Source organism: Hamadaea sp. (assembly GCF_013362815.1).
Taxonomy (GTDB): Bacteria; Actinomycetota; Actinomycetes; order Mycobacteriales; family Micromonosporaceae; genus Hamadaea.
This window is the reverse complement of record NZ_JABFVK010000070.1, coordinates 14,969-34,451: the sequence shown is the minus strand read 5'-3', so window position 1 is coordinate 34,451 and position 19,483 is coordinate 14,969. Positions and strand designations below refer to the sequence as shown.

Here is a 19,483-nt window from a genome sequence, read left to right as displayed (position 1 = left end):
CCGCCGCAGCCCGGGTCACCGAAGAACGACCATGGAGTCCCCAGGCCCAGCCTCCGGCAGACCGTCGTCGGTGACTGGCCGAAGGTCGCCCTCGCTTCCCACCCGAAAGAGCAGGTCGCCTGATATCGCCGTGGCGTCCCGGCCGACCGACGTGCGCTCACCCCGCGCGAACCGCGTCGCGATGGCGTCCCGGGTGAGTTCAGGGCCGAACAGAAGCGCACCCGCGCTTTCGCCGGGCAACACCGCATGACTGTCCGGGCGTGGCCGTAGCCGATAGATGGGCCCGTCCAGCCCGCCGGCCAGCAAAGTGCCGGCGAGAGCGTTGAAGCCGTCGTCCTCGGTCAGCAGAAACACAGCGGTCACCCCCTCGATGCGGGCGGCCGGGTTGGTCACGTCGGCGATCAGCTCACCCGGTGCCAGCTCCAGGCCGGCATCGGTGATCGTCTTACGCTGACCGGCCATCCCCGACCACAAGACGACCTCCAGGCCGATCGAACGCAACGTCTGGGCCAGGTCGACCACCCAGGGCTCACCGCCGATCAACATCGGGCGAGCCCGAGCCGTCCGGACCACACCCAGCAACTTTGCCACCGGAGCGGCGGTCAACCCGTACACCGTGACGGTCACGACGATGATCAGGAAGGTAGTGGGGAGGATCTGTTCGGCTCCGGCGATGCCTTGTCCGGTCAGTGTGGGCGCGAACGTCGACGCCGTGGCCGCGGCCACGATGCCACGCGGCGCCATCCACCCCACGAAAGCCCGCTCGCCTGTGGACAGATCGGTTCGCACCGTCGAGACCAGGGCGACGATCGGACGCACCACCACGATCAGCACCACCGCAGTCGCGGCCGCGGGAAGTATCACGTCGGTCAACGAGGCCGGCGTGACCGTGGCGGAAATGCTGACGAACAGCAGGCCCAACGTGAGCTGCACCAGGGTTTCGAAGAACGGCCGGCGCTCGGCGATGGCGAACCCCGGCATGTTGGCCAGCGCGAGCCCGATGAGGATCGCGGCGATGAGTCCACTGTCGTCGCGCGCGACGTCACACAGCGCCGTCACTCCGACGACGACGGCGAGCTGCGCCAGGGTGCCGAGAACCTCGCCCACCCGCAGTACGCGCAGGATCAGCCAGAGAATTCCGATCCCCACCACGCCGCCGAGCAGGCCCAGACCGACGCTGCCCGCGAAATGCACCATGCCCGAGATGACGGTCCGGTGGCTGTTCGACACGATCGCGTGGAAGACCACAGCGCCGAGAATCGCCCCGATCGGATCGATCAACGAGCCTTCCCAGGACAGGATGTGCTGCAGCCGGTCGATCGGGCGTACGAAGTTGAGCAGTGGACCGACGACGGTCGGCCCGCTCACGACCAAGATCGCCCCGATCATCAGCGCGGCTTGGCCCGACATGCCCAGCAGCCACATCGCCAGCAACGCCGCCGTCAACCAGGTGACCGTGACGCCGATCGTGATGAGCCGGCGCAGGACGGTCCGAATATGCCCGTGCAGCCGTCGCAGCTTCAGCCCGAGTCCCGCGTCGTAGAGGATCACCGCCACCGACAAGGAGACCAGCGGCTGGAATGCCGATCCGAGCAGTCGCTCCGGATCCACGACACTCGTCGTGGCACCGGCGATGAATCCGACCGGCAGGAGCACGATCAGGGCCGGAATCCGCAACCGGCTGGCGATCAGCTGGGATCCGACGGCGAGGGCCAGGATCAGGGCCACGCCGAGCAGGATCTGGTCGGTCGTCACGGCGAGCGCTCGGATCGCCGGCGGTGCACCGCGGGCGGGTCAGCTCGCGACGACCGGCGTCGTCGCAGCGGCACCCGAGACACCCATCCTCTCGAGTAGATGATCACCGACTCGCAAGGCGTTCGCCATCGCCGTGAGAGCGGGATTCACCGCGCCGATGCTCGGGAAGAAGCTCGTGTCCACGACGTACAGGTTGTCCACCTCGTGGGCCCGGCAATCGGCGTTCAGAACCGACGAGGCCGGGTCGGCGCCGAAGCGGGCCGTGCCGGCCTGGTGGGCGACACCGGCGATCGGGATGTCGGTCTTCATGTAGGCGAACCTGTGCACCAGGTGATCCTCGTGCATTCCCAGGTGCTTCAGCATCGACTTGAGCTGGTGGTACAGCCGGGTCGACGCGGTCTTGTTCGACGGGGCGTACGCGAGCCGGATGTCGCCCGTCGAAGTCAGCGTCACTCGGTTCTCCGGCATCGGCAGATCCTCCGTGGACAGCCAGAAGTCGACCGCGTGGGCGGCGACGTCGCGCAAAGCCCACTTCGGGGCGAGCTTCGTCTCGATGGGCTTCTCGCCCTTGTACATCTCCGCCTCCGACTTGCCGATCATCTGGATGTTGCCCATCGGATAGTCGAAGTCCGGTCCGGAGAAATAGAAGTCGTTGACGCCCAAGGTCTTCTGGAAGACGGTGGGGTTCGGCTCCCTCGACAACGCGAGCACTGCTTGGCTGTCGTGATACATGTAATTGCGGCCGACCTGGTCCGACCCGTTCGCCAGCCCGTTGGGATGCTTGTCGGTGGCCGAGGCCAGCAGCAGCTTCGCCGTGTTCGCGGCTCCGCATGAGACCACGACGATGTCACCCTGGTAGCGCTCCTCGTGCCCCTCGTGCTCCACGACCACCGTCGTCACCGACCGGCCACTGGCGTCGGTCTCCAGTCGCACCGCCTCGGCGTTGGTCAGCAGAGTCACGTTCGGCTGGGTCAGCGCAGGGCGTACGCCGAACACCTCGGCATCGGACTTGGCGTGCAGCGGGCAAGGGAATCCGTCGCAGGCACTGCATTTCACGCAGATGCTGTACGGCATGTTCGTCTCGGTCAGGCGTACGCCGCACGGCGCGTGGAACGGATGCAGGCCGACCGCGGCCAGGTCGTCCGACAGCTGCTGGATGCGCGGTTCGTGGGCCACCGGCGGGAATGGATAGGGTCCGCTGGCCGGCGGTTCGGTCGGGTCCTCACCACGGGCACCGTGCACCTGATACATGTGCTCGGCGGCGGTGTAGTAGGGCTCCATGTCCGCGTAGCTGATCGGCCACGCCGGTGAGCTGCCGTCATGGTGGTGAAGCTCGCCGAAGTCCTTCTCCCGCAGGCGATACAGAGCAGCACCGTAGAGCTTGGTCATGCCCCCGACGAAATAGTGCACCTGGGGCTGGAATGCCTTGCCCTTGTGGTCGTACCACGTGTCGGGCGAGATATAGCGCCCGTCGATGAACACCGCGGAGGTGTCCCAGTTGTCAGGTTCACGGGGCAACCACGATCCGCGCTCCAGCAGCAGGATTCGCTTGCCCGACGAAGCGAGCCGAGCGGCCAGCGTGCCGCCACCCGCACCCGTGCCGATGATGATCACATCGTATGCGCTGGTCATGATCTCCCCCGTCGCGGCGGTGAACGCCGTCATGAGATTTCTTGGATGCGCTCGTTCAGGATGATCCGGCCGGCCGCCTCGATGAGCGCCAGGTGCGAGAAGGCCTGTGGAAAGTTGCCGAGGTGCCGGCCGGTCTCGGTGTCGAACTCCTCCGCGTACAGCCCCAGCGGAGACGCCACCTTCAGCAGCTTCTCCATGAGGTCACGGGCCCGCTGCAGTTCGCCGATGGCGGCCAAACCTGAGACGAGCCAGAACGAGCAGATCAGGAAGGTGCCTTCCTTGCCGGACATGCCGTCGTCGGTCTCCTCCGTCCGGTACCTCAGCACGAAGCCGTTCTCGGTGAGGTCGTCGGCGATCGCCTCGACGGTGTTCCGCAGGCGCTCGTCGGTACTCGGCAAGAACCCGAAGGTCGCAGCGAGCAACGTCGAGGCGTCTAGGGCGTCGGTGTCGTAATGCTGGCGCAGCACGCCCCGCTCGGAGACGCCGTGCGCGAGGATGTCGGCCCGAATCTCTTCGGCGGTCGTCCGCCAGGTGCCGGCCAGGTCGAGATCGCCGCGAATCTCGGCCAGTTTCGCCGCCCGGTCGAGGGCGACCCAGCCCATGAGTTTGGAGGAGACGTAATGTTGCGGCGCTCCGCGGGCCTCCCAAATGCCTTGGTCAGGCTGCTGCCAGACCTTGCTCGCGCACTCGGCCTGCGACTGCACGATGGGCCAGAGGCGGCGCGGCAGCCGCTGACTGCGCTGCGTGTGCAGCAGAACCGAGTCGAGAACCGCGCCGAACACGTCGTTCTGCCGTTGATCGAACGCTCCGTTGCCGACACGGACCGGGCGGGCGCCCGCGTAACCGGTCAAGTGGTCCAGTGTGGACTCTGTCAGGTCACGGCGGCCGTCGATGCCGTACATGATCTGCAGTGAGCCGTCCTCGGTGGGTTCCAGGTCGGCGATGAACTGCATGAACTCGTCGGCCTCCCAGTCCAGGTTCAGCCAATGCAGCGCCTGCAGCGTGAACGTCGAGTCCCGGATCCACGTGTAGCGATAGTCCCAGTTCCGTTCGCCGCCCGGCGTCTCGGGCAACGAGGTCGTGAGCGCGGCGACGGTCGCGCCGGTCGGCATGTAGGTCAACCCCTTGACCGTCAACGCCGATCGCTGCAGCATCTCGCGCCAACGGTGATCCGGCATGCGCGAGTTGGCGATCCAGTCCCGCCAGAATTCGCGAGTCGCATCGAGTCGCGCGGTGGCCTCGGCGAAGTCTCGCGGGGCGAATCGGTCCGTTCGCCAGGAGAGCGCGCAGAACGCGCCCTCGCCGGCCTTGAGCACGTGGCGGCCACGCACCTGCTCACCCTCGGCGCCCAGGTTCAGGTCCGAGACGAGCCGCAAGGACACGCCGTCGGCGGTCACCTCGGCCATATGCATGTCGGCCGAGATGTTCTGCCACTCGGCCGTGGTACGCCCATAGCCGAACACGGGCTCGCAGACGAGTTCGACCTCGACGCGACCGTCGATGCACTCAGCGGTACGGATCAGCAGATGGTCCGCGTCGGCATCCACCGGCGGCCGGGTATGCGGGGTGGCGTCGTCCTTCTCCGGATTCGGGAAGATCGTCAAAGCGTCCCGGACCACGAGCCAGCCGGTCGCTGTACGCCAGTTCGTCACCAGCACATGCGTACCGGGCTCGTAAGCACGCGAGACCGGGTGGTGGATGCCGTACGGGCCGAGCCTGAAATGACCGGCCTGCCGGTCCAGCAGCGCACCGAAGACGCTGGCCGAATCGAAGGACGGTACGCAGAGCCAGTCGACCGAGCCGTCCGGTGCGACCAACGCGCCGGTGTGGCAGTTCGACAGAAACGCATACTCGGCGATCGGTGTGAAGGGCGACGGGGCGGCGGCGCTCTGCGGCATCGTGTCGGCCGGACGGTCGGCGACGGCGGTCATGACATGCCCCAAGGCTGGTGCCAGCCACCGAAATCGGCGACAAGCGCATTCGCGGCGTCCGGGCCCATCGAGCCTTTCGCGTACGCGTGGACGGGTGGCGGCGCGTCGAGCAGCGGCTGCATGATCCGCCACGTCTCTTCGACACCGTCCTGACGGGTGAAACGCATGCTGTTGCCGACAAGCGCGGCGTGCAGGAGCACCTCGTACGGCGTGGGGCCTTCGCCGCCTTGCGCGGCCGCCTCGACGTCGGCGGTGACGGTCTGAGGCTCCGGACCCTGCGCGCCGCGGGCCTCGAACCGGAACCGGATCCCGGTGCTGGGGTCGAGCCGGACGACGATCTGGTTGGCCTCGGGATCGCGTTCGAACGGCAACTGCAGGCCCAACCGCGGCGGGTGCTTGAAGACCAGCCGGAATTCGGTCTGAGTCTGGGCGAGGAACTTGCCCGTCCGGATGAAGAAGGGAACCCCCGACCATCGCCAGTTGTCAATGTCAAGACGTAGCGCCGCGTAGGTCTCCGTGGTGGATCCGGAAGCCACCCCCGGAACGTCCTGATAGCCGTCGTACTGGCCGCGCACGTAGTTCGCGGGCTCGGCCGTGAGCACCGCCTTCCACAGCGCCACCTGGGCGTTCTTGATGGTGTCCGGATCACGACCGGACGGTGCCTCCATCGCGCCGGCCGACAGCAGCTGCATCAGGTGGTTGACGACGACGTCTCGTAGCGCGCCGACCGGGTCGTAGAAGTGCCCACGGTCCTCAACCCCGAAGTCCTCGGCCATCGTGAGCTGCACACACTCGACGTGATTGCGGTTCCACACCGGTTCCAGCATCGTATTGGCGAAGCGTAGGTAGATCAGCTCCTCCAGACCCATCTTCCCCAGGAAATGATCGATGCGGAACAACTGGGGCTCGGCGACGTAGGTGTGCAGCTGGTCGGCCAGCTCCCGGGCCGATGCCTGATCGTGCCCGAACGGCTTCTCCACGACTACCCGGCCGCTGCGGACGAGGTCTGCGTCGGCCAGACCCTTGATCACCATGCCGAACAAGGATGGCGGGATCTCCAGGTAATAGACGGGCGTCGTCGCGGAGCCCACGGCCGCACCGAGCCGGGCGTACGTGCCGGCATCTGCGAAATCCCCCGCCAGATAGGACATGCGGCCGACGAGTCGATCGAACACCTCTTCGTCGATCTTCTCTCCCCCGCCCTCGATCGCGGCCCGGGCATGGTCACGCAGGTCTGCGTCGCTCCACTCGTCGACCGCGACGCCGACGATCGGGCAGTCGAGCAGGCCCCGGGCTTCCAACCGGTAGAGAGAGTGGAAGGTCATCACCTTCGCGAGGTCGCCGGTGATCCCGAAAATCACGAAGACGTCCGCAGGGGACGAGGTGGCGGTGTCGGTCCTAGCCATGGCGATCAGTCCTTCTTCTCCCAGTCGATGCGGGGCATGTCGATGCGGGACGGCTCCAGCAGCGCCGCAGAACGATGGTGAGGCCGCAGGTAGAACTCCTCGGCCCACGCGACGAATGCCTTGAGTTCGGCACCGGTGTTGCCGAGTAGCTCGGCGTGCACCCCGAGCCAGGCGGCGAACGCGAACCGGCCGTGGATCTCGTGCCGGTGCGATCCGACCTCAGCGACGGCGGCCTTGCGGCCGATCATCGCCATGATGCCTTTGTCGCGGTAGTGGAACGGAGTGGGCGCTTCGCCCCGGCTCCGAGCGATGATGTTGTCCGCCGCCCACCGTCCGGCCTGCTGAGCGACGCTACCCAGCTGCGGCAGCGCCGGCTCGTCGCCGAACGGGATGTTGGCGATGTCGCCCAGCGCGTACAGGTCGGGATATCCGGGCACTGTCAGGTCCGGCTGCACGTCGATGCGGCCACCCCGGCCCACCGGTAGACCGGCGTCGGTTGCGATGTCGGCGGCCTTCTCGCCGCCGCCCCACACCAGCAGCCGGGTATTGAGCGTCGTACCGTCACCCAGTGTCACATGATCCGCGCCGACCTCCTTGACCGCGACGCCGAGCCGCAGCTGTACGCCCCGGCGCTGCAGTTGCTTGGCGGCGTACTCTCCCGCTTCCGGCGAGAAACCCGAGAGCAAGGTATGGCCGAGGTCCACCAGGATCACCTGAGCCCCGCCCAGCGGAAGATCCGGATAGACGTGCGGCATGACATTGTGGATGAGTTCGGCGAGAGCGCCGGCCGTCTCCACTCCGGTCGGGCCGCCGCCCACCACTACGAACGTCAGCGCTCCGGTGTCGGCCACCTCGGGCCGGTGGGCCGCCTCTTCGTACAACTGCACGATCCGACCGCGTACGCGCCGAGCGTCCTCCACGCTGTACAGCGGATACGCGTGCTCGGCCGCACCGGGCGTGTTGAAGAAGTTCGGCTGAGCGCCGGCGGCGAGCACGATGACGTCCGCGGCGAGGGTCTCGCCCCCGGCGAGCGTGACCGTCCTGGCGGCGGCGTCGATGGCCGTCACCTCGGCTTTGCGGACGGTGATGTTGCCTTTGTCCCGGAAGATCCGGGCGAGGTCGAACCGTATGTCCTCGAATGTCAGTTCTGCCGTTGCGACTTGATACAGCAATGGCTGGAACTGGTGGTAACCCGCCTTGTCGAGGAGGTCCACGGTGAAACCGGGTTCATCGGCCAGCCGCTTGGCGCAGGCCACTCCCGCGAGACCGCCGCCGACGATGACAACCCTCGTGGCGTTCGTGTCCATGACTTTTCCCATGCTCGGGTGGTGCGACCCCGACCATTCTTCCCAGGCCCGGCCCACCTACGCAGCCGAAAGTGAATATGCGAAGTTTCCTCCGCAGACCGCGAGACGCGCCTGATGCACGAGGCTCGGCCGCACGCCTCCAGGGCTAGCAGCGGGGTAGAACTTGGCATTCACACCGCTTATCCGGGTTTGCGCGGCGATACTGAGGCGATGTCGAACGTAGATCTCGCGCGGATCCAGTTCGCGATGACGTCGATTTATCACTTTCTCTTCGTCCCGGTGACGATCGGATTGGCCTTCCTCACCGCGATCCTGCAGACCGTGTGGCATCGGCGTGGAAACGACGAGTATCGGCGGCTGACGAGGTTCTTCGGCACGCTTCTCGTGATCAACATCGCCGTCGGCGTCGTCACGGGACTGGTCCAGGAGTTTCAGTTCGGCATGAACTGGTCGGCGTACTCGCGGCTGGTCGGCGACGTCTTCGGAGCGCCGCTGGCGATGGAGGGCCTCGCCGCGTTCTTCCTCGAGGCCACCTTCCTCGGCGTGTGGATCTTCGGCTGGGACCGGCTACCGCGGCGTATCCACCTGGCCGCGATCTGGGCGGTCGCGGTCGGCGCGTCCTTGTCGGCGGCGTTCATCCTGGCCGCGAACTCGTGGATGCAACATCCGGTCGGCTACACCAACAACGCCACCACTGGCAGGCCCCAGCTCAACGACATCTGGGCGGTAATGACCAACCCGGTGTTCCTATGGGGATACACACACGTCCTGCTCGCCGCATTGGCCACCGCATGCGTCGTCATGCTGGCGGTCTCGGCCTGGCAACTGCGTCGAGGCCGGCATCGTCAGGTCTTCGCCCGGTCGGCGAAACTGTCCCTCGTCGTCCTGGCGCCAACGATGATCTTGGCGATGTTCGTGGGCAGTGAGCTGGGCGTCGTCGAGGCCAGGTACCAGCCGATGAAGATCGCCGCCGCGGAGGCGCAGTGGGAGACTTGCCAGCCTTGCTCCTTCTCGGTGTTCCAGATCGGTGGCGGTAACAACGACCAGACACCGACGAAGATCATCGCGCTTCCGCACCTGTTGTCGCTTCTGGCCACCAATCATTGGAACGGCCAGGTCGTCGGGCTCAACGAGGTGAACGCCCAGTACCAACAGCAATACGGGCCGGGCAATTATGTGCCCAACGTGTTCATCCAGTACTGGTCGATGCGGCTCATGGCCTACACCGCGGTGCTGATACTCCTGTTGTCACTGTGGGGCCTGTGGCAGATGCGCCGCGGCAAACTGGAGACCTCCCGCCGGTTCCTCTGGCTAGCCACCTGGGCGGTCTTTCTGCCCATCATCATGAACACCGCCGGCTGGATGCTGACCGAGAGCGGCCGGCAACCGTGGCTCGTCCAAGGAATCATGAAGACCGCCGACGGCGTCTCACCGTCCGTGGGCACGAGCGCGATCGTCGTCAGCCTGATCGTCTTCTTCCTGCTCTACCTGGTGCTCGCCATCGTCGACGTCGTGCTGATGATGCGGTACGCCCGCCGCGAGCTGCCACCGGCGCCCACCGAAGAGGCCGCCGAGCCACCGATTCCCGCCGCCATTCAGTGAGGCAGCCATGAGAGTGAGGCAGCCATGAGCCTGGTCAACGTGTGGTTCATCCTCATCGCCGTCCTCTGGACCGGATTCTTCGTGCTGGAGGGATTCGACTTCGGCGTCGGCATCCTGCATCGTCACCTGGCCCGGGACGAGCCGGACCGGATGACGATCATCAGCACGATCGGTCCATTGTGGGACGGCAACGAAGTCTGGCTCGTCGTAGCGGGCGCTGCGATGTTCGCCGCCTTCCCCGGCTGGTACGCGACCATGTTCTCCGCGCTCTACCTCGCGCTGGCTCTGGTGCTCGTCGCGCTCATCCTGCGCGGCGTCGCCTTCGAGTTCCGCGGGCGCGACGAGAGCACCCGCTGGCGCCACACCTGGAGCATCCTGCTCATGATCGGCAGCATCGTCGCGCCCTTCCTCATCGGGGTGGCGCTCGGCGACCTGCTCAACGGGCTGCCCATCGGCGCCGACCAGGAATACACCGGAAACTTCTGGGACCTGCTCCAGCCGTATGCCCTGTGGGTGGGGATCACGCTGCTGTCGATCTGCGTACTCCACGGCGCGACGTTCATCGCGCTGAAGACCACCGGTGAGGTACGCGATCGGGCCCGGCGCCTGGCCCGCCGAGCGGCGCCGGTGACCGCCGTGATCGTGACCGTCTTCGCGATCTGGACCCACGTCGTGGCGGACAAGGGCGTACTGCTCAACCTGGTGGAGGTCGCCGCGATCCTGGCCGTCCTCGGGGCGGTCTGGCTCATCGGCGAAGGCCGGGACGGCTGGGCGTTCACGGTGACGACGTTCGTGATGGCCAGCACCGTCGTCGCGATCTTCACCGAGCTGTTCCCCCGGGTGATGGTCTCCACCAACGGCGCCGCCACCGACCTGACCATTTCGAACACGGCGTCGGGCAGCTACAGCCTCAAACTGATGACCGTCATCTTCGTCGTGCTGTTCCCGGTCGTCGCGGCATACCAGGCGTGGAGCTATCACGCCTTTCGACGGCGGCTCAGCCGCGCCGAATTCGAAGACCCGACCGAGGAGTGACTTCAGCCGCGCTCGTCGAGCGCGTGATATTCAGCCAGTAGCTCGCGTTCGCGGGCCGGCTTGGGGAAATAGACCGCGACCAGCGCCGCGCCGATGAGCACGGCGACGATCCCCGCCAGGTACGCCCATTGATCGCCCTGCAAGAAGGCCGCTTTCGCGCCGGCGATGATCTGCTGCTGGTACTCCGGGTACTGCTGCGCCGTGGCGGCTGCGCTGGAGAACGACTTCGTCAGCTGCGACTGCACCGCACTCGACACGTCATCGTTCGGCGAAGTCGTCAGCGTGGCTGAAGCGGCCGATGCGTAGCCCGCGGTCAAGAGAGCGCCGAAGATCGACTGCATGATCGCACCGCCGAGGTCGCGCTGCAGATCGGCCGTGCCCGACGCCATTCCGGCCCGCGTCACTGGAACGGCTCCGGTCAGCGAATGCGACGCGGGTGTGCCGGCGAAACCGACGCCGGCGCCGACCAGGGCGTACGCGAGCCCGACCTTCCAGTACGGCACTCCCTCCTTCCACAGCAGAAGCATCGTGAGGAAGCCCAGGAGGACGAAGGCGTACCCGACCAGCAGGGTGAAGCGCGCGCCGCGGGTTTCGACGAGCTTGGCCGACCGGGGAGCGATGAGCACCATGAGAACCGCGGCGGGCAAGATGGCGGCACCTGCCTCCACCGTGGAGTATGCGAGCACGTTCTGCAGGAACTGCTGGCCGATGAACATGGCACCCATCAGCGACCCGAAGACGATGATGCCGGCGCAAGCCGCGACCCAGAAGATGCGCCGCGAAGCCACGCGCAGATCGTAGAGCGGATTTCTGGCACGTCGTTCGCGCAGCAGGAAGGCGATACCAGCTGCTACCGCGATGATCGCCATGCTGACGACGATCGTCCCGGCACCCGGCACCGGCGAGAAGTTGATGCCCAGGATCACCGCCCCGACCAGGGCGATGGACAAGATCCCGCCGAGATTGTCCACCGGTTCGGTGGTCTCGTTCACGTGCGACGGCACGACCATCAGCGCCATGATCAGCGCGACAGCCGCGAGCGGCAGGGTCAGCAGGAAGACCGAGCCCCACCAGAAGCTCTCGAGCAGGACGCCGGCCGCCAATGGGCCCAATGCGGCGATGGCACCGCCGATCGCCGACCAGAGCGCAATGGAGCGTGTCCGACCGGGTCCCGACCACAGCGCGGTGATCAGCGCCAACGTCGTGGGGTATGCCATGCCGGCCGACAGACCACCGAGCAACCGCGCGAGCATCAGCACCGTGTCGTTCGGCGCGTACGCCGCGAGGAGGCACGCCGGAACTGACAGCACAATGCCGAGGACAAGCATCATCTTGCGGCCGTGCCGGTCGCCTACCGCCCCGAGATAGATCACGGAACAGGCCAACCCGAGCGAGTACGCGACCGCGATGAGATTCAGCATCGTCTGGGACGAGTCGAAGGCGCGGCCGATGTCCGGTAGTGCGACGTTCGCGACGGCCAGGTTGAGGTTTGCGACGGCGGCCACCAGGATCAGCGCGGCGAGGACGACCGACTGCCGCGGCGGCGCTGCCCCCGTCGGTCCGGCTGCTTGACTCATGAGATCCCCCCTACGCCGATTTGCTTGCCCTTAGCAGTATTGAGCATGATCTAGCGGCATACTTCCGAATCTGCGGGACGCGTGGGGTTCGGCGTCGTACAGAATGAGCGAGGCCCCCGCCGAATCGGCGGGGGCCTCGTGATGCGTACCGGCGATCAGACGCTGGTCTTCTCGCGCTCCTTCTCGGGAGCCGGCGGAAGCTGCGGCTTGACCGGCACCTCGATCGGCTTGAAGAAGCCCCGGATCGCCGGGCCGAGCGCCCCGAGCCGGTTCATCTTCTTCGGCACCGTCCAGTTGACGTACGGCAGCTCCTCCGGGTGCCCGTGGTCGTCCACCGGGGCCAGCGGCTGGTGGATCTCGACGAACGCCCCGTTGGGCAAGCGCTTGATGATGCCGGTCTCGACACCGTGCGCCAGCACCTCCCGGTCGTGCTGCTGCAGGCCCAGCGCGATGCGGTGAGTGATGTAGTACGCCAGCGGCGGGATCACGAGCAGCCCGATCCGGCCGGCCCACGTCATCGCGTTCAGGCTGATGTGGAACTTGTCCGCGATGATGTCGTTGCCACCGGAGATGAGCAGGACGATGTAGAACGAGACCGCCATCGCACCCAGCGCCGTACGCTGCGGGACGTCTCGCGGCCGCTGCGCCAGGTTGTGGATCGACTTGTCCTTGTTCTTGCGCGCCTCGATGAACGGCCACGCCATCGGCAGGACCGTCAGGATGCCGGGCAGCACGACCGTCGGCCAGAAGATGCCGGGGATCATGTACTGATGACCGGCGATCGAGAAGGTCAGCTCCCAGGCGGGCATCAACCGGGTCGAGCCGTCGAGGAACATGACGTACCAGTCGGGCTGGCTGCCGGCCGAGACGACCGCCGCACGGTAGGGCCCGAACAACCAGATCGGGTTGATCTGGAAGAGACCGCCCATCGCCGCGATGACCGCGAAGACCAGCATGAAGAAGCCGGCCTGCTTCATCACGTACCGCGGGAAGAACCGCTCGCCGACGACGTTGCTGTTCGTCCGGCCCGGTCCCGGCCACTGCGTGTGCTTCTGGATGAAGACCAGCGTGATGTGGATCGTGATCAGCGCCAGCAGTACCAGCGGGATCAGGAACACGTGCACGATGTACAGCCGGTCCAAGATCACATGCCCCGGGAACTCCCCGCCGAACAGCGAGCTGGTGACCCAGGTGCCGATCACCGGGATGGAGAGCATGATGCCGGTCGCGATCCGCAGACCGGTGCCGGACAGCGCGTCGTCCGGCAGCGAGTAGCCGGCGAAGCCCTCCAGGAACGCCAGCCAGAACAGCAGCAGACCGATGATCCAGTTCGTCTCACGCGGCTTGCGGTAGGCGCCGGTGAAGAAGATCCGGAACATGTGGACGATGATGGCCGCCACGAACAGCAGCGCCGCCCAGTGGTGCATCTGCCGGACGACGAGACCACCGCGCACGTCGAAGGACAGGTCCAGCGACGAGGCGTACGCGTGGGACATCTCCTGGCCGCGCAGCGGCGTGTAGGACCCGTCGTACTTGACCTCGGTCATCGACGGGTCGAAGAACAGGGCCATGAACGTGCCGGTCAGCAGCAGGACGATGAACGAGAACAACGCGATCTCGCCCAGCAGGAACGACCAGTGGTCGGGGAAGACCTTGTTGAGGATTCCCCGCAGCGGACGGGCGACCTTGAACCGTTCGTCGACGGCGTTGGCCGTCGCGCCCGGAAGGGCCTTGAGGTCTACTTTGCGTCGCTTCATTTGGATGGCCTCTCCCAGTACGCCGGCCCGACGGAGACGTCGAAGTCACGCCGCGCGACCAGGAAGCCCTCATCGTCGACCCCGATGGCCAGCATCGGCAGCCGGCGGGCGGCCGGGCCGAAGATCGGCTTGGCGTTGTCGGTGATGAGGAACTGCGACTGGTGGCACGGGCAGAGCAGCCGGTTGGTCTGCTGCTCGTAGAGGCTGGCCGGGCAGCCGGCGTGCGTGCAGATCTTCGAGTACGCCACGAAGTTGTTCCACATGGACCCGCCGTCCATGGCGTTGACGGGGTACTTGTGGAGGTTGTCGCGCAACGTCTGCGCATCTTCGTCACGCAGGTGGATGAGCAGGACCGGGGAGTCGGCGTGCTCGTTGGTCGTGCCGCCCGGCACGTCCGGGAACACCGTCATCTGACCGCCCGTGCTGACGTCCTCCGGGCGTACCGGCGTGTGATCCTCGCGGACCATGCGCACCGGCTTGCCGTTGTTGAAGGCCTCGGGGTTCCACCCGGTCGTCATGTACGGGTCGTGACCACCCGGGTCGCCCTTGTGCGGGTCCTTCAGCAGCATGCCGACCGGCACGACCACGGCGGCCGCGCCGAGGCCGAGACCACCCAGGCCGAGCGCGCCCTTGATGAGCGGGCGGCGCTGGATGTTGAACTCGCTGCCGATGAAGCCGAGCGTGCCCGCGGCCAGCGCCCGGTCGTCCGGCGACGACGGGTCGTTGTGCCGTTGCTGGACCGCGATCTCGTGGGGCAGCAGCTTCTTGCCGTAGACGAGGATCGCCATGCCGATCCCGAAGAGGGACAGGCCCAGCGTGAAGCCGAGCAGCGGCGTGAACCAGTCCCAGTTGTTCGAGCCGAAGTGGTACTCCTCCGGCTGGCCCAGCGGGGACACGTAGATCACGACGAACGCGATCGCGGCGAGACCGCAGAGCAGCAGCAGGAACGCGACGAGGCGCTCGACCCGCTTCTCAGCCTTGGTCCCCGGAACCGGGAACTGCGGCTCGTAGTGCACGATCTCGATCTCGTCCCGCCGCAGGCCCTCTTCGAGGACCTCGCGGTAGGTGAGGTTGGGGTCCGTCGGGTCGACGGCCTTCGCGCCGTCCGGGACCTCCGTGGTCTCGTGGGTGCTCATGACTTCCCCGCAATCCAGAGGGTGGCGAAGACCAGTGCGACGATGCCCACCAGGAAGATGGCCAGACCCTCGGTGACCGGGCCGAACCGGCCGAGGCCCCAGCCGCCCGGGTCCTGGTCGCTCTTCATGCCCTGCACGTACGCGATGATGTCCAGCTTCTCCTGCGGGCTGAGCTGGTTGTCACCGAAGACCGGCATGTTCTGCGGGCCGGTCAGCATCGCCGCGTAGATCTGGCGGTCGGTGGCCGGCTCGAGCGTCGGGGCGTACTTGCCGGACGACAGCGCGCCGCCGCCAGCCGAGAAGGCGTGGCACGAGGCGCAGTTGACCCGGAACAGCTCGCCGCCCTTGGCGATGTCGGCCTGGCTCGGGTCGACGTTCGCCGGCAGCTGCGGCCCGCCGCCGAGCTCCTGGATGTACTGCCCGAGCGACTCGGCGTTCTGCTGCAGCTCCTCGCCGTCCCAGAACGTCCGCTTACGCGGGATCTGGGCCTCCTGGCGAGCCGCCGGCATCCGGCCGCTGGTCACCTGGAACTCGACCGACGCCGACCCGACGCCGATCAGGCTCGGGCCCTTGCCGTCCACACCCTGGGCGTTGCGACCGTGGCACGTGATGCAGTTCTGGTCGAACAGCGCCTTGCCGTCCTCAGCCGAGCGGGACAGCGTCGCGGCGTCGGCCGCCTGCGTGGCCGGCGCGACGGCGACGTAGAGGCCGCCCGCGAGCACCAGCGCCGCGAGCATGCGGATGGTGGCACCCGTACGCCGTGCGACCTTGCCCCGCCGGCGCGGCGCCGCCAGCCGCCGCATGCGGGCGGTGAGTCCGCCGCCCTTGCCGGGTTCAGTTGTCATGGCCATACCTTCGTCTTTGGCATCCGCCGAGCGCCGGGTCATCCGAGCCCGGCCAGGCGCTCGAGGATGTAGATCATGAAGAAGAGGGCGATCCACACGACGTCGACGAAGTGCCAGTAGTACGACACGACGATGGCCGAGGTCGCCTGCGCCGGGGTGAACCGGCCCAGGGTGGTGCGGATCATGTAGATGATGAAGGCGAGCAGACCGCCGATGACGTGCAGCCCGTGGAACCCCGTCGTGAGGTAGAACATCGAGCCGTAGCCGTCGCCGTTGATCTTGATGCCTTCGTGCACCAGGTTGCGGTACTCGTTCGCCTGCCCGAGCACGAACACCAGGCCCATCAGGAACGTCAGCGTGAACCAGCGCCGGAGGCCGTACACGTCGCCGCGCTCGGCGGCGAAGACGCCCATCTGGCAGGTCACCGATGACGCAACGAGGATCAGCGTGAAGGTCAGGGCGTACCCGAACTTCAACTCCGGGAAGTGGTGTTCCCACTGGCTGTAGTCCGCCGCGCGGATGGAGAAGTACATCGCGAACAGCGCCGCGAAGAACATCAGTTCACTCGAGAGCCAGACGATGGTCCCTACGCTGACCATGTTGGGTCTGGTCAACGAGTGGATCCCGCTCTTGGCGATAGCTGGGGCCGCAGTCACGCGGTCATTATTATCCTCGACCAGCATCGAACGGCGTCGGGGTGCCTGTTAAGGCGGCGTGTCGTGATCCCGCCGACCCGCGCCGACCGCCCCGCCGTGCCGCCTACCTGCGGCGGGACTAGCCTCAAGGGGTGTTCTCCACCCTGATCGCCGCCGTCACGGGCGGCCTGCCGCCGTTCACGGCGACAACGATCTTCAGCGAGACCAGAGTAGACGGATGGCTCGCGGCGGCGCTGCTGCTCGCCGGGGGCTGGTATCTCTACGGCGTCCACCGGCTGAAGGCACGCGGCGACAAATGGCCGGTGAGCCGGACGATCATGTTCGTCGGCGCCGGGCTCGGCTCGATCGCGGCGGTCACCCTGACCGGCATCGGCGCGTACGACACCACGCTGCTCAGCGTGCACATGGTGCAGCACATGGTGCTCGGGATGGTCGCGCCGATCTTCCTCGCCCTGGGCGCGCCGGTCACCCTCGCGCTTCGCACGCTGCCCAAGAAGCCGCGGGCGCTGCTCATGTCCGCGATCCACAGCCGGGTCGCGCGCGTCTTGGCGTTTCCCCTGGTGGCGTACGCCATCTTCGTGGCGAACCCGTTCGTCTTGTACTTCACCGACCTGTACCGGCTGACGCTCGAGCACACCTGGTTGCACGAGGTCATGCACGCACACTTCATCGCGACGGGGTGCCTGTTCTTCTGGCCGCTGCTGGGGCTGGACCCGTTGCCGGGCCGCTGGCCGTATCCGGGCCGGGCGTTGCTGATGATGCTGAGTGTGCCGTTTCACACCGTGCTCGGTCTGACGATCATGCAGCAGAAGCTGCTGCTCGGCGGCGACTACTACCCGTCCCTCGGTCTGACCTGGGCGAACCCGGCTTCCGACCAGGTGACCGCGGGCGGCATCCTCTGGGCCGGCGGCGAGTTCGTCAGCGTGACGATGCTCGGCGTACTGGTGGTCCAGTGGATCCGCGCCTCGGAACGCGAAGCGGCCCGGGTCGACCGCCAGCTCGACCGTGAGGAAGCGGCGGCGGCCCAGCTCGCAGCGGAGCAGTCAGAAGGACAGTCGGCTGACATGACCAGTCTCACACCGCATCAGGCGTCCGAGTACGATCAGCGGGCAGCAACCAGCTAGCAGCGCAGCCCGGCTGCGCGCGTGACAGACAGCGCGGGAGCCCTCGACATGACCGAAGCACCCACCCAGCGGCACACCGTCCTGCTCTACAGCGACGACCCGGCGGTCCGCGAGAGCATGCGGCAGGCCATCGGCGTACGCCCCGCCGCCGACCTGAGCGTCGAATTCGTCGACGCGTCGACCTACGCCGAGTGCGTGAAGCTGATCGACGAGTACGAGATCGACCTGCTGGTGCTGGATGGCGAAGCGTCGCCCGGCGGTGGCCTGGGCATCGCCCGCCAGCTGCACGACGAGGTGGCCGACACGCCGCCGACGGTGCTGGTCATCGCCCGGTCCGCCGACCGCTGGCTCGCCGCGTACGCCAAGGTCACCGCGACCCTCATGCACCCGCTCGACCCGGTGTCGACCGGTCGTACCGTCGCCGAGCTGCTTCGCGAGAAGTCCCCGGCGTCTGCCTGATCCGTGCGACCCGCCAGCGCCGCCGGGTCCCACCCGACCTCGTCTGGAGGAGGCTCGCCATGGGCGAACGCACCTGGCCCAGTCTGTTGTCCGCGCTGACGCGCGCCCAGGAGATCTCCACCGACGACGCGGCCTGGGCCATGGAGGAGATCATGGCCGGGTCGGCCACCTCGGCGCAGATCGCCGGCTTCGCGCTGCTCCTGCGGGCGAAGCGGGAGACGCCGGCCGAGTTGGCCGGGCTCGCGGCCACCATGCTGCGCAACGCGCCCGCAGTGCCGTTGTCGGCGGCGCAGCGGGCTCAGGCGGTCGACATCGTCGGCACTGGCGGCGACGGCGCGCACACCGTCAACATCTCCACGATGTCGGCGCTGGTCGTGGCGGGTGCCGGCATTCCCGTCGTCAAGCACGGCAACCGCGCCGCGTCGTCGTTGTGCGGCGGAGCGGATCTGCTGGAGCACTTCGGCATCCCGCTCGACCTGGGCCCGGACGACGTCCTGCGGTGCGTCGAGGAGGCCGGCATCGGGTTCTGCTTCGCCGGCCGCTTCCACCCCGGTCTGCGGCACGCCGGTCCGACCCGGCGAGAGCTGGGCGTACCCACCGCGTTCAACCTGCTCGGCCCGCTGACCAACCCGGCTCGGCCCCGCGCTGGAGCCGTCGGAGTGGCGGACAGCCGTCTGGCGTCCACCGTCGCGGGCGTTTTCCGGGACCGGGGTGATTCGGTACTGGTGATGCACGGCGAGGACGGACTCGACGAGTTCACCACCGCTGCGCCCACCACTGTGCACGTCGTACGCGGCGGCACGATCCATACGGCCACCGTGGACGCCGTGGACCTCGGTCTGCCCCGCAGCGCCCCCGGCGATCTGCGGGGCGGCGACGCGCCGTTCAACGCCGCAGTGGCCCGGCGCCTCCTGGCGGGCGAAACCGGCCCCGTACGCGACGCGGTCCTGGTCAACTCGGCGGCCGCCCTGGTGGCCGTGGCCGGAGTGGACGGTCCCCCGTTTGCCGATCCGGCGACCGAACTGCCCGAGGCGTTGCGGGCCGGCATAGAGCGGGCCGCCGCCGCGATCGACTCCGGTGCGGCGGCGAAGGTTCTGACCACCTGGGTCGAGATCGCCAACACCCGCTGACACTGCGCTCGCACCGCGCTCACGCCGCCAAGATCGTCGCAGAACGCCGGATAACGCGGCCTTGTTCGCGCGCAAGACCGCGTTATCCCGGGATATCGCCGTGGACACCCAAAACGCCGCCCCCGAAAGGG

Annotated in this window: 15 protein-coding genes; 5 read left to right on the top strand and 10 right to left on the bottom strand. The window is 67.3% G+C overall.

All coding sequences use genetic code 11. The features are described from left to right. Window positions 1–15: 15 nt before the first annotated feature. Genes HOV77_RS28265 through HOV77_RS28245 form a run of 5 tightly spaced genes read right to left on the bottom strand, consistent with a single transcriptional unit; the run spans window position 16 to window position 8,031 of the window. Window positions 16–1,755 (bottom strand): cation:proton antiporter, encoded by a 1,740-nt coding sequence (locus HOV77_RS28265; protein WP_290867064.1) that lies wholly within the window; start codon window positions 1,753–1,755, stop codon window positions 16–18. Window positions 1,756–1,794: 39 nt separating this feature from the next. Then, complete coding sequence (locus HOV77_RS28260; RefSeq protein WP_290867061.1) at window positions 1,795–3,387, bottom strand: GMC family oxidoreductase; 1,593 nt, start codon at window positions 3,385–3,387, stop codon at window positions 1,795–1,797. Between the two features lie 29 nt (window positions 3,388–3,416). Beyond that, window positions 3,417–5,318: a glycoside hydrolase family 15 protein gene (locus HOV77_RS28255; protein WP_290867058.1), complete on the bottom strand. Its 1,902-nt coding sequence runs from the start codon at window positions 5,316–5,318 to the stop codon at window positions 3,417–3,419. Further along, the gene (zwf, locus tag HOV77_RS28250) at window positions 5,315–6,724 is read right to left on the bottom strand and encodes a glucose-6-phosphate dehydrogenase (RefSeq protein WP_290867055.1); all 1,410 of its coding nucleotides are present in this window, start codon (window positions 6,722–6,724) and stop codon (window positions 5,315–5,317) included. The genes HOV77_RS28255 and zwf overlap by 4 nt, the downstream gene beginning before the upstream one ends. A gap of 5 nt (window positions 6,725–6,729) precedes the next feature. After that, window positions 6,730–8,031: an NAD(P)/FAD-dependent oxidoreductase gene (locus HOV77_RS28245; protein ID WP_290867052.1), complete on the bottom strand. Its 1,302-nt coding sequence runs from the start codon at window positions 8,029–8,031 to the stop codon at window positions 6,730–6,732. Between the two features lie 210 nt (window positions 8,032–8,241). Between HOV77_RS28245 and HOV77_RS28240 the strand changes: the two genes are divergently transcribed. Then, window positions 8,242–9,633, top strand: a complete 1,392-nt coding sequence (locus HOV77_RS28240) for a cytochrome ubiquinol oxidase subunit I (protein WP_290867049.1) — start codon at window positions 8,242–8,244, stop codon at window positions 9,631–9,633. 24 nt (window positions 9,634–9,657) lie between these two features. Further along, window positions 9,658–10,668, top strand: a complete 1,011-nt coding sequence (gene cydB / locus HOV77_RS28235) for a cytochrome d ubiquinol oxidase subunit II (protein WP_290867047.1) — start codon at window positions 9,658–9,660, stop codon at window positions 10,666–10,668. A gap of 2 nt (window positions 10,669–10,670) precedes the next feature. On the opposite strand, the gene HOV77_RS28230 is transcribed toward cydB, so the two are convergent. The 5 genes from HOV77_RS28230 to HOV77_RS28210 form a co-directional block, all read right to left on the bottom strand. Continuing rightward, on the bottom strand, window positions 10,671–12,245 hold the full coding sequence (locus HOV77_RS28230; protein WP_290867044.1) for an MFS transporter: 1,575 nt from the start codon (window positions 12,243–12,245) through the stop codon (window positions 10,671–10,673). A 155-nt stretch (window positions 12,246–12,400) separates the two neighbouring features. Beyond that, window positions 12,401–14,002 (bottom strand): ubiquinol-cytochrome c reductase cytochrome b subunit, encoded by a 1,602-nt coding sequence (locus HOV77_RS28225; protein WP_290867042.1) that lies wholly within the window; start codon window positions 14,000–14,002, stop codon window positions 12,401–12,403. Further along, entirely contained in the window at window positions 13,999–15,138 is a 1,140-nt protein-coding gene (locus tag HOV77_RS28220; protein ID WP_290867039.1) for a Rieske 2Fe-2S domain-containing protein, read from the bottom strand. Before HOV77_RS28220 ends, HOV77_RS28225 begins: the two co-directional genes overlap by 4 nt. After that, window positions 15,135–15,983, bottom strand: a complete 849-nt coding sequence (locus HOV77_RS28215) for a c-type cytochrome (protein ID WP_290867036.1) — start codon at window positions 15,981–15,983, stop codon at window positions 15,135–15,137. The genes HOV77_RS28220 and HOV77_RS28215 overlap by 4 nt, the downstream gene beginning before the upstream one ends. Before the next feature lie 38 nt (window positions 15,984–16,021). Continuing rightward, a complete protein-coding gene (locus HOV77_RS28210; RefSeq protein ID WP_290867033.1) occupies window positions 16,022–16,639 on the bottom strand; it encodes a heme-copper oxidase subunit III in 618 nt (205 codons plus the stop codon). 131 nt (window positions 16,640–16,770) lie between these two features. Here HOV77_RS28210 and HOV77_RS28205 point away from each other — a divergent pair, with 131 nt between their 5' ends. Genes HOV77_RS28205 through trpD form a run of 3 tightly spaced genes read left to right on the top strand, consistent with a single transcriptional unit; the run spans window position 16,771 to window position 19,352 of the window. Continuing rightward, window positions 16,771–17,763, top strand: a complete 993-nt coding sequence (locus HOV77_RS28205) for a cytochrome c oxidase assembly protein (protein ID WP_290867030.1) — start codon at window positions 16,771–16,773, stop codon at window positions 17,761–17,763. 48 nt (window positions 17,764–17,811) lie between these two features. After that, on the top strand, window positions 17,812–18,222 hold the full coding sequence (locus tag HOV77_RS28200) for a hypothetical protein (protein WP_290867171.1): 411 nt from the start codon (window positions 17,812–17,814) through the stop codon (window positions 18,220–18,222). Window positions 18,223–18,281: 59 nt separating this feature from the next. Then, complete coding sequence (trpD, locus tag HOV77_RS28195; protein WP_290867027.1) at window positions 18,282–19,352, top strand: anthranilate phosphoribosyltransferase; 1,071 nt, start codon at window positions 18,282–18,284, stop codon at window positions 19,350–19,352. The last annotated feature ends 131 nt before the right edge of the window (window positions 19,353–19,483 follow it).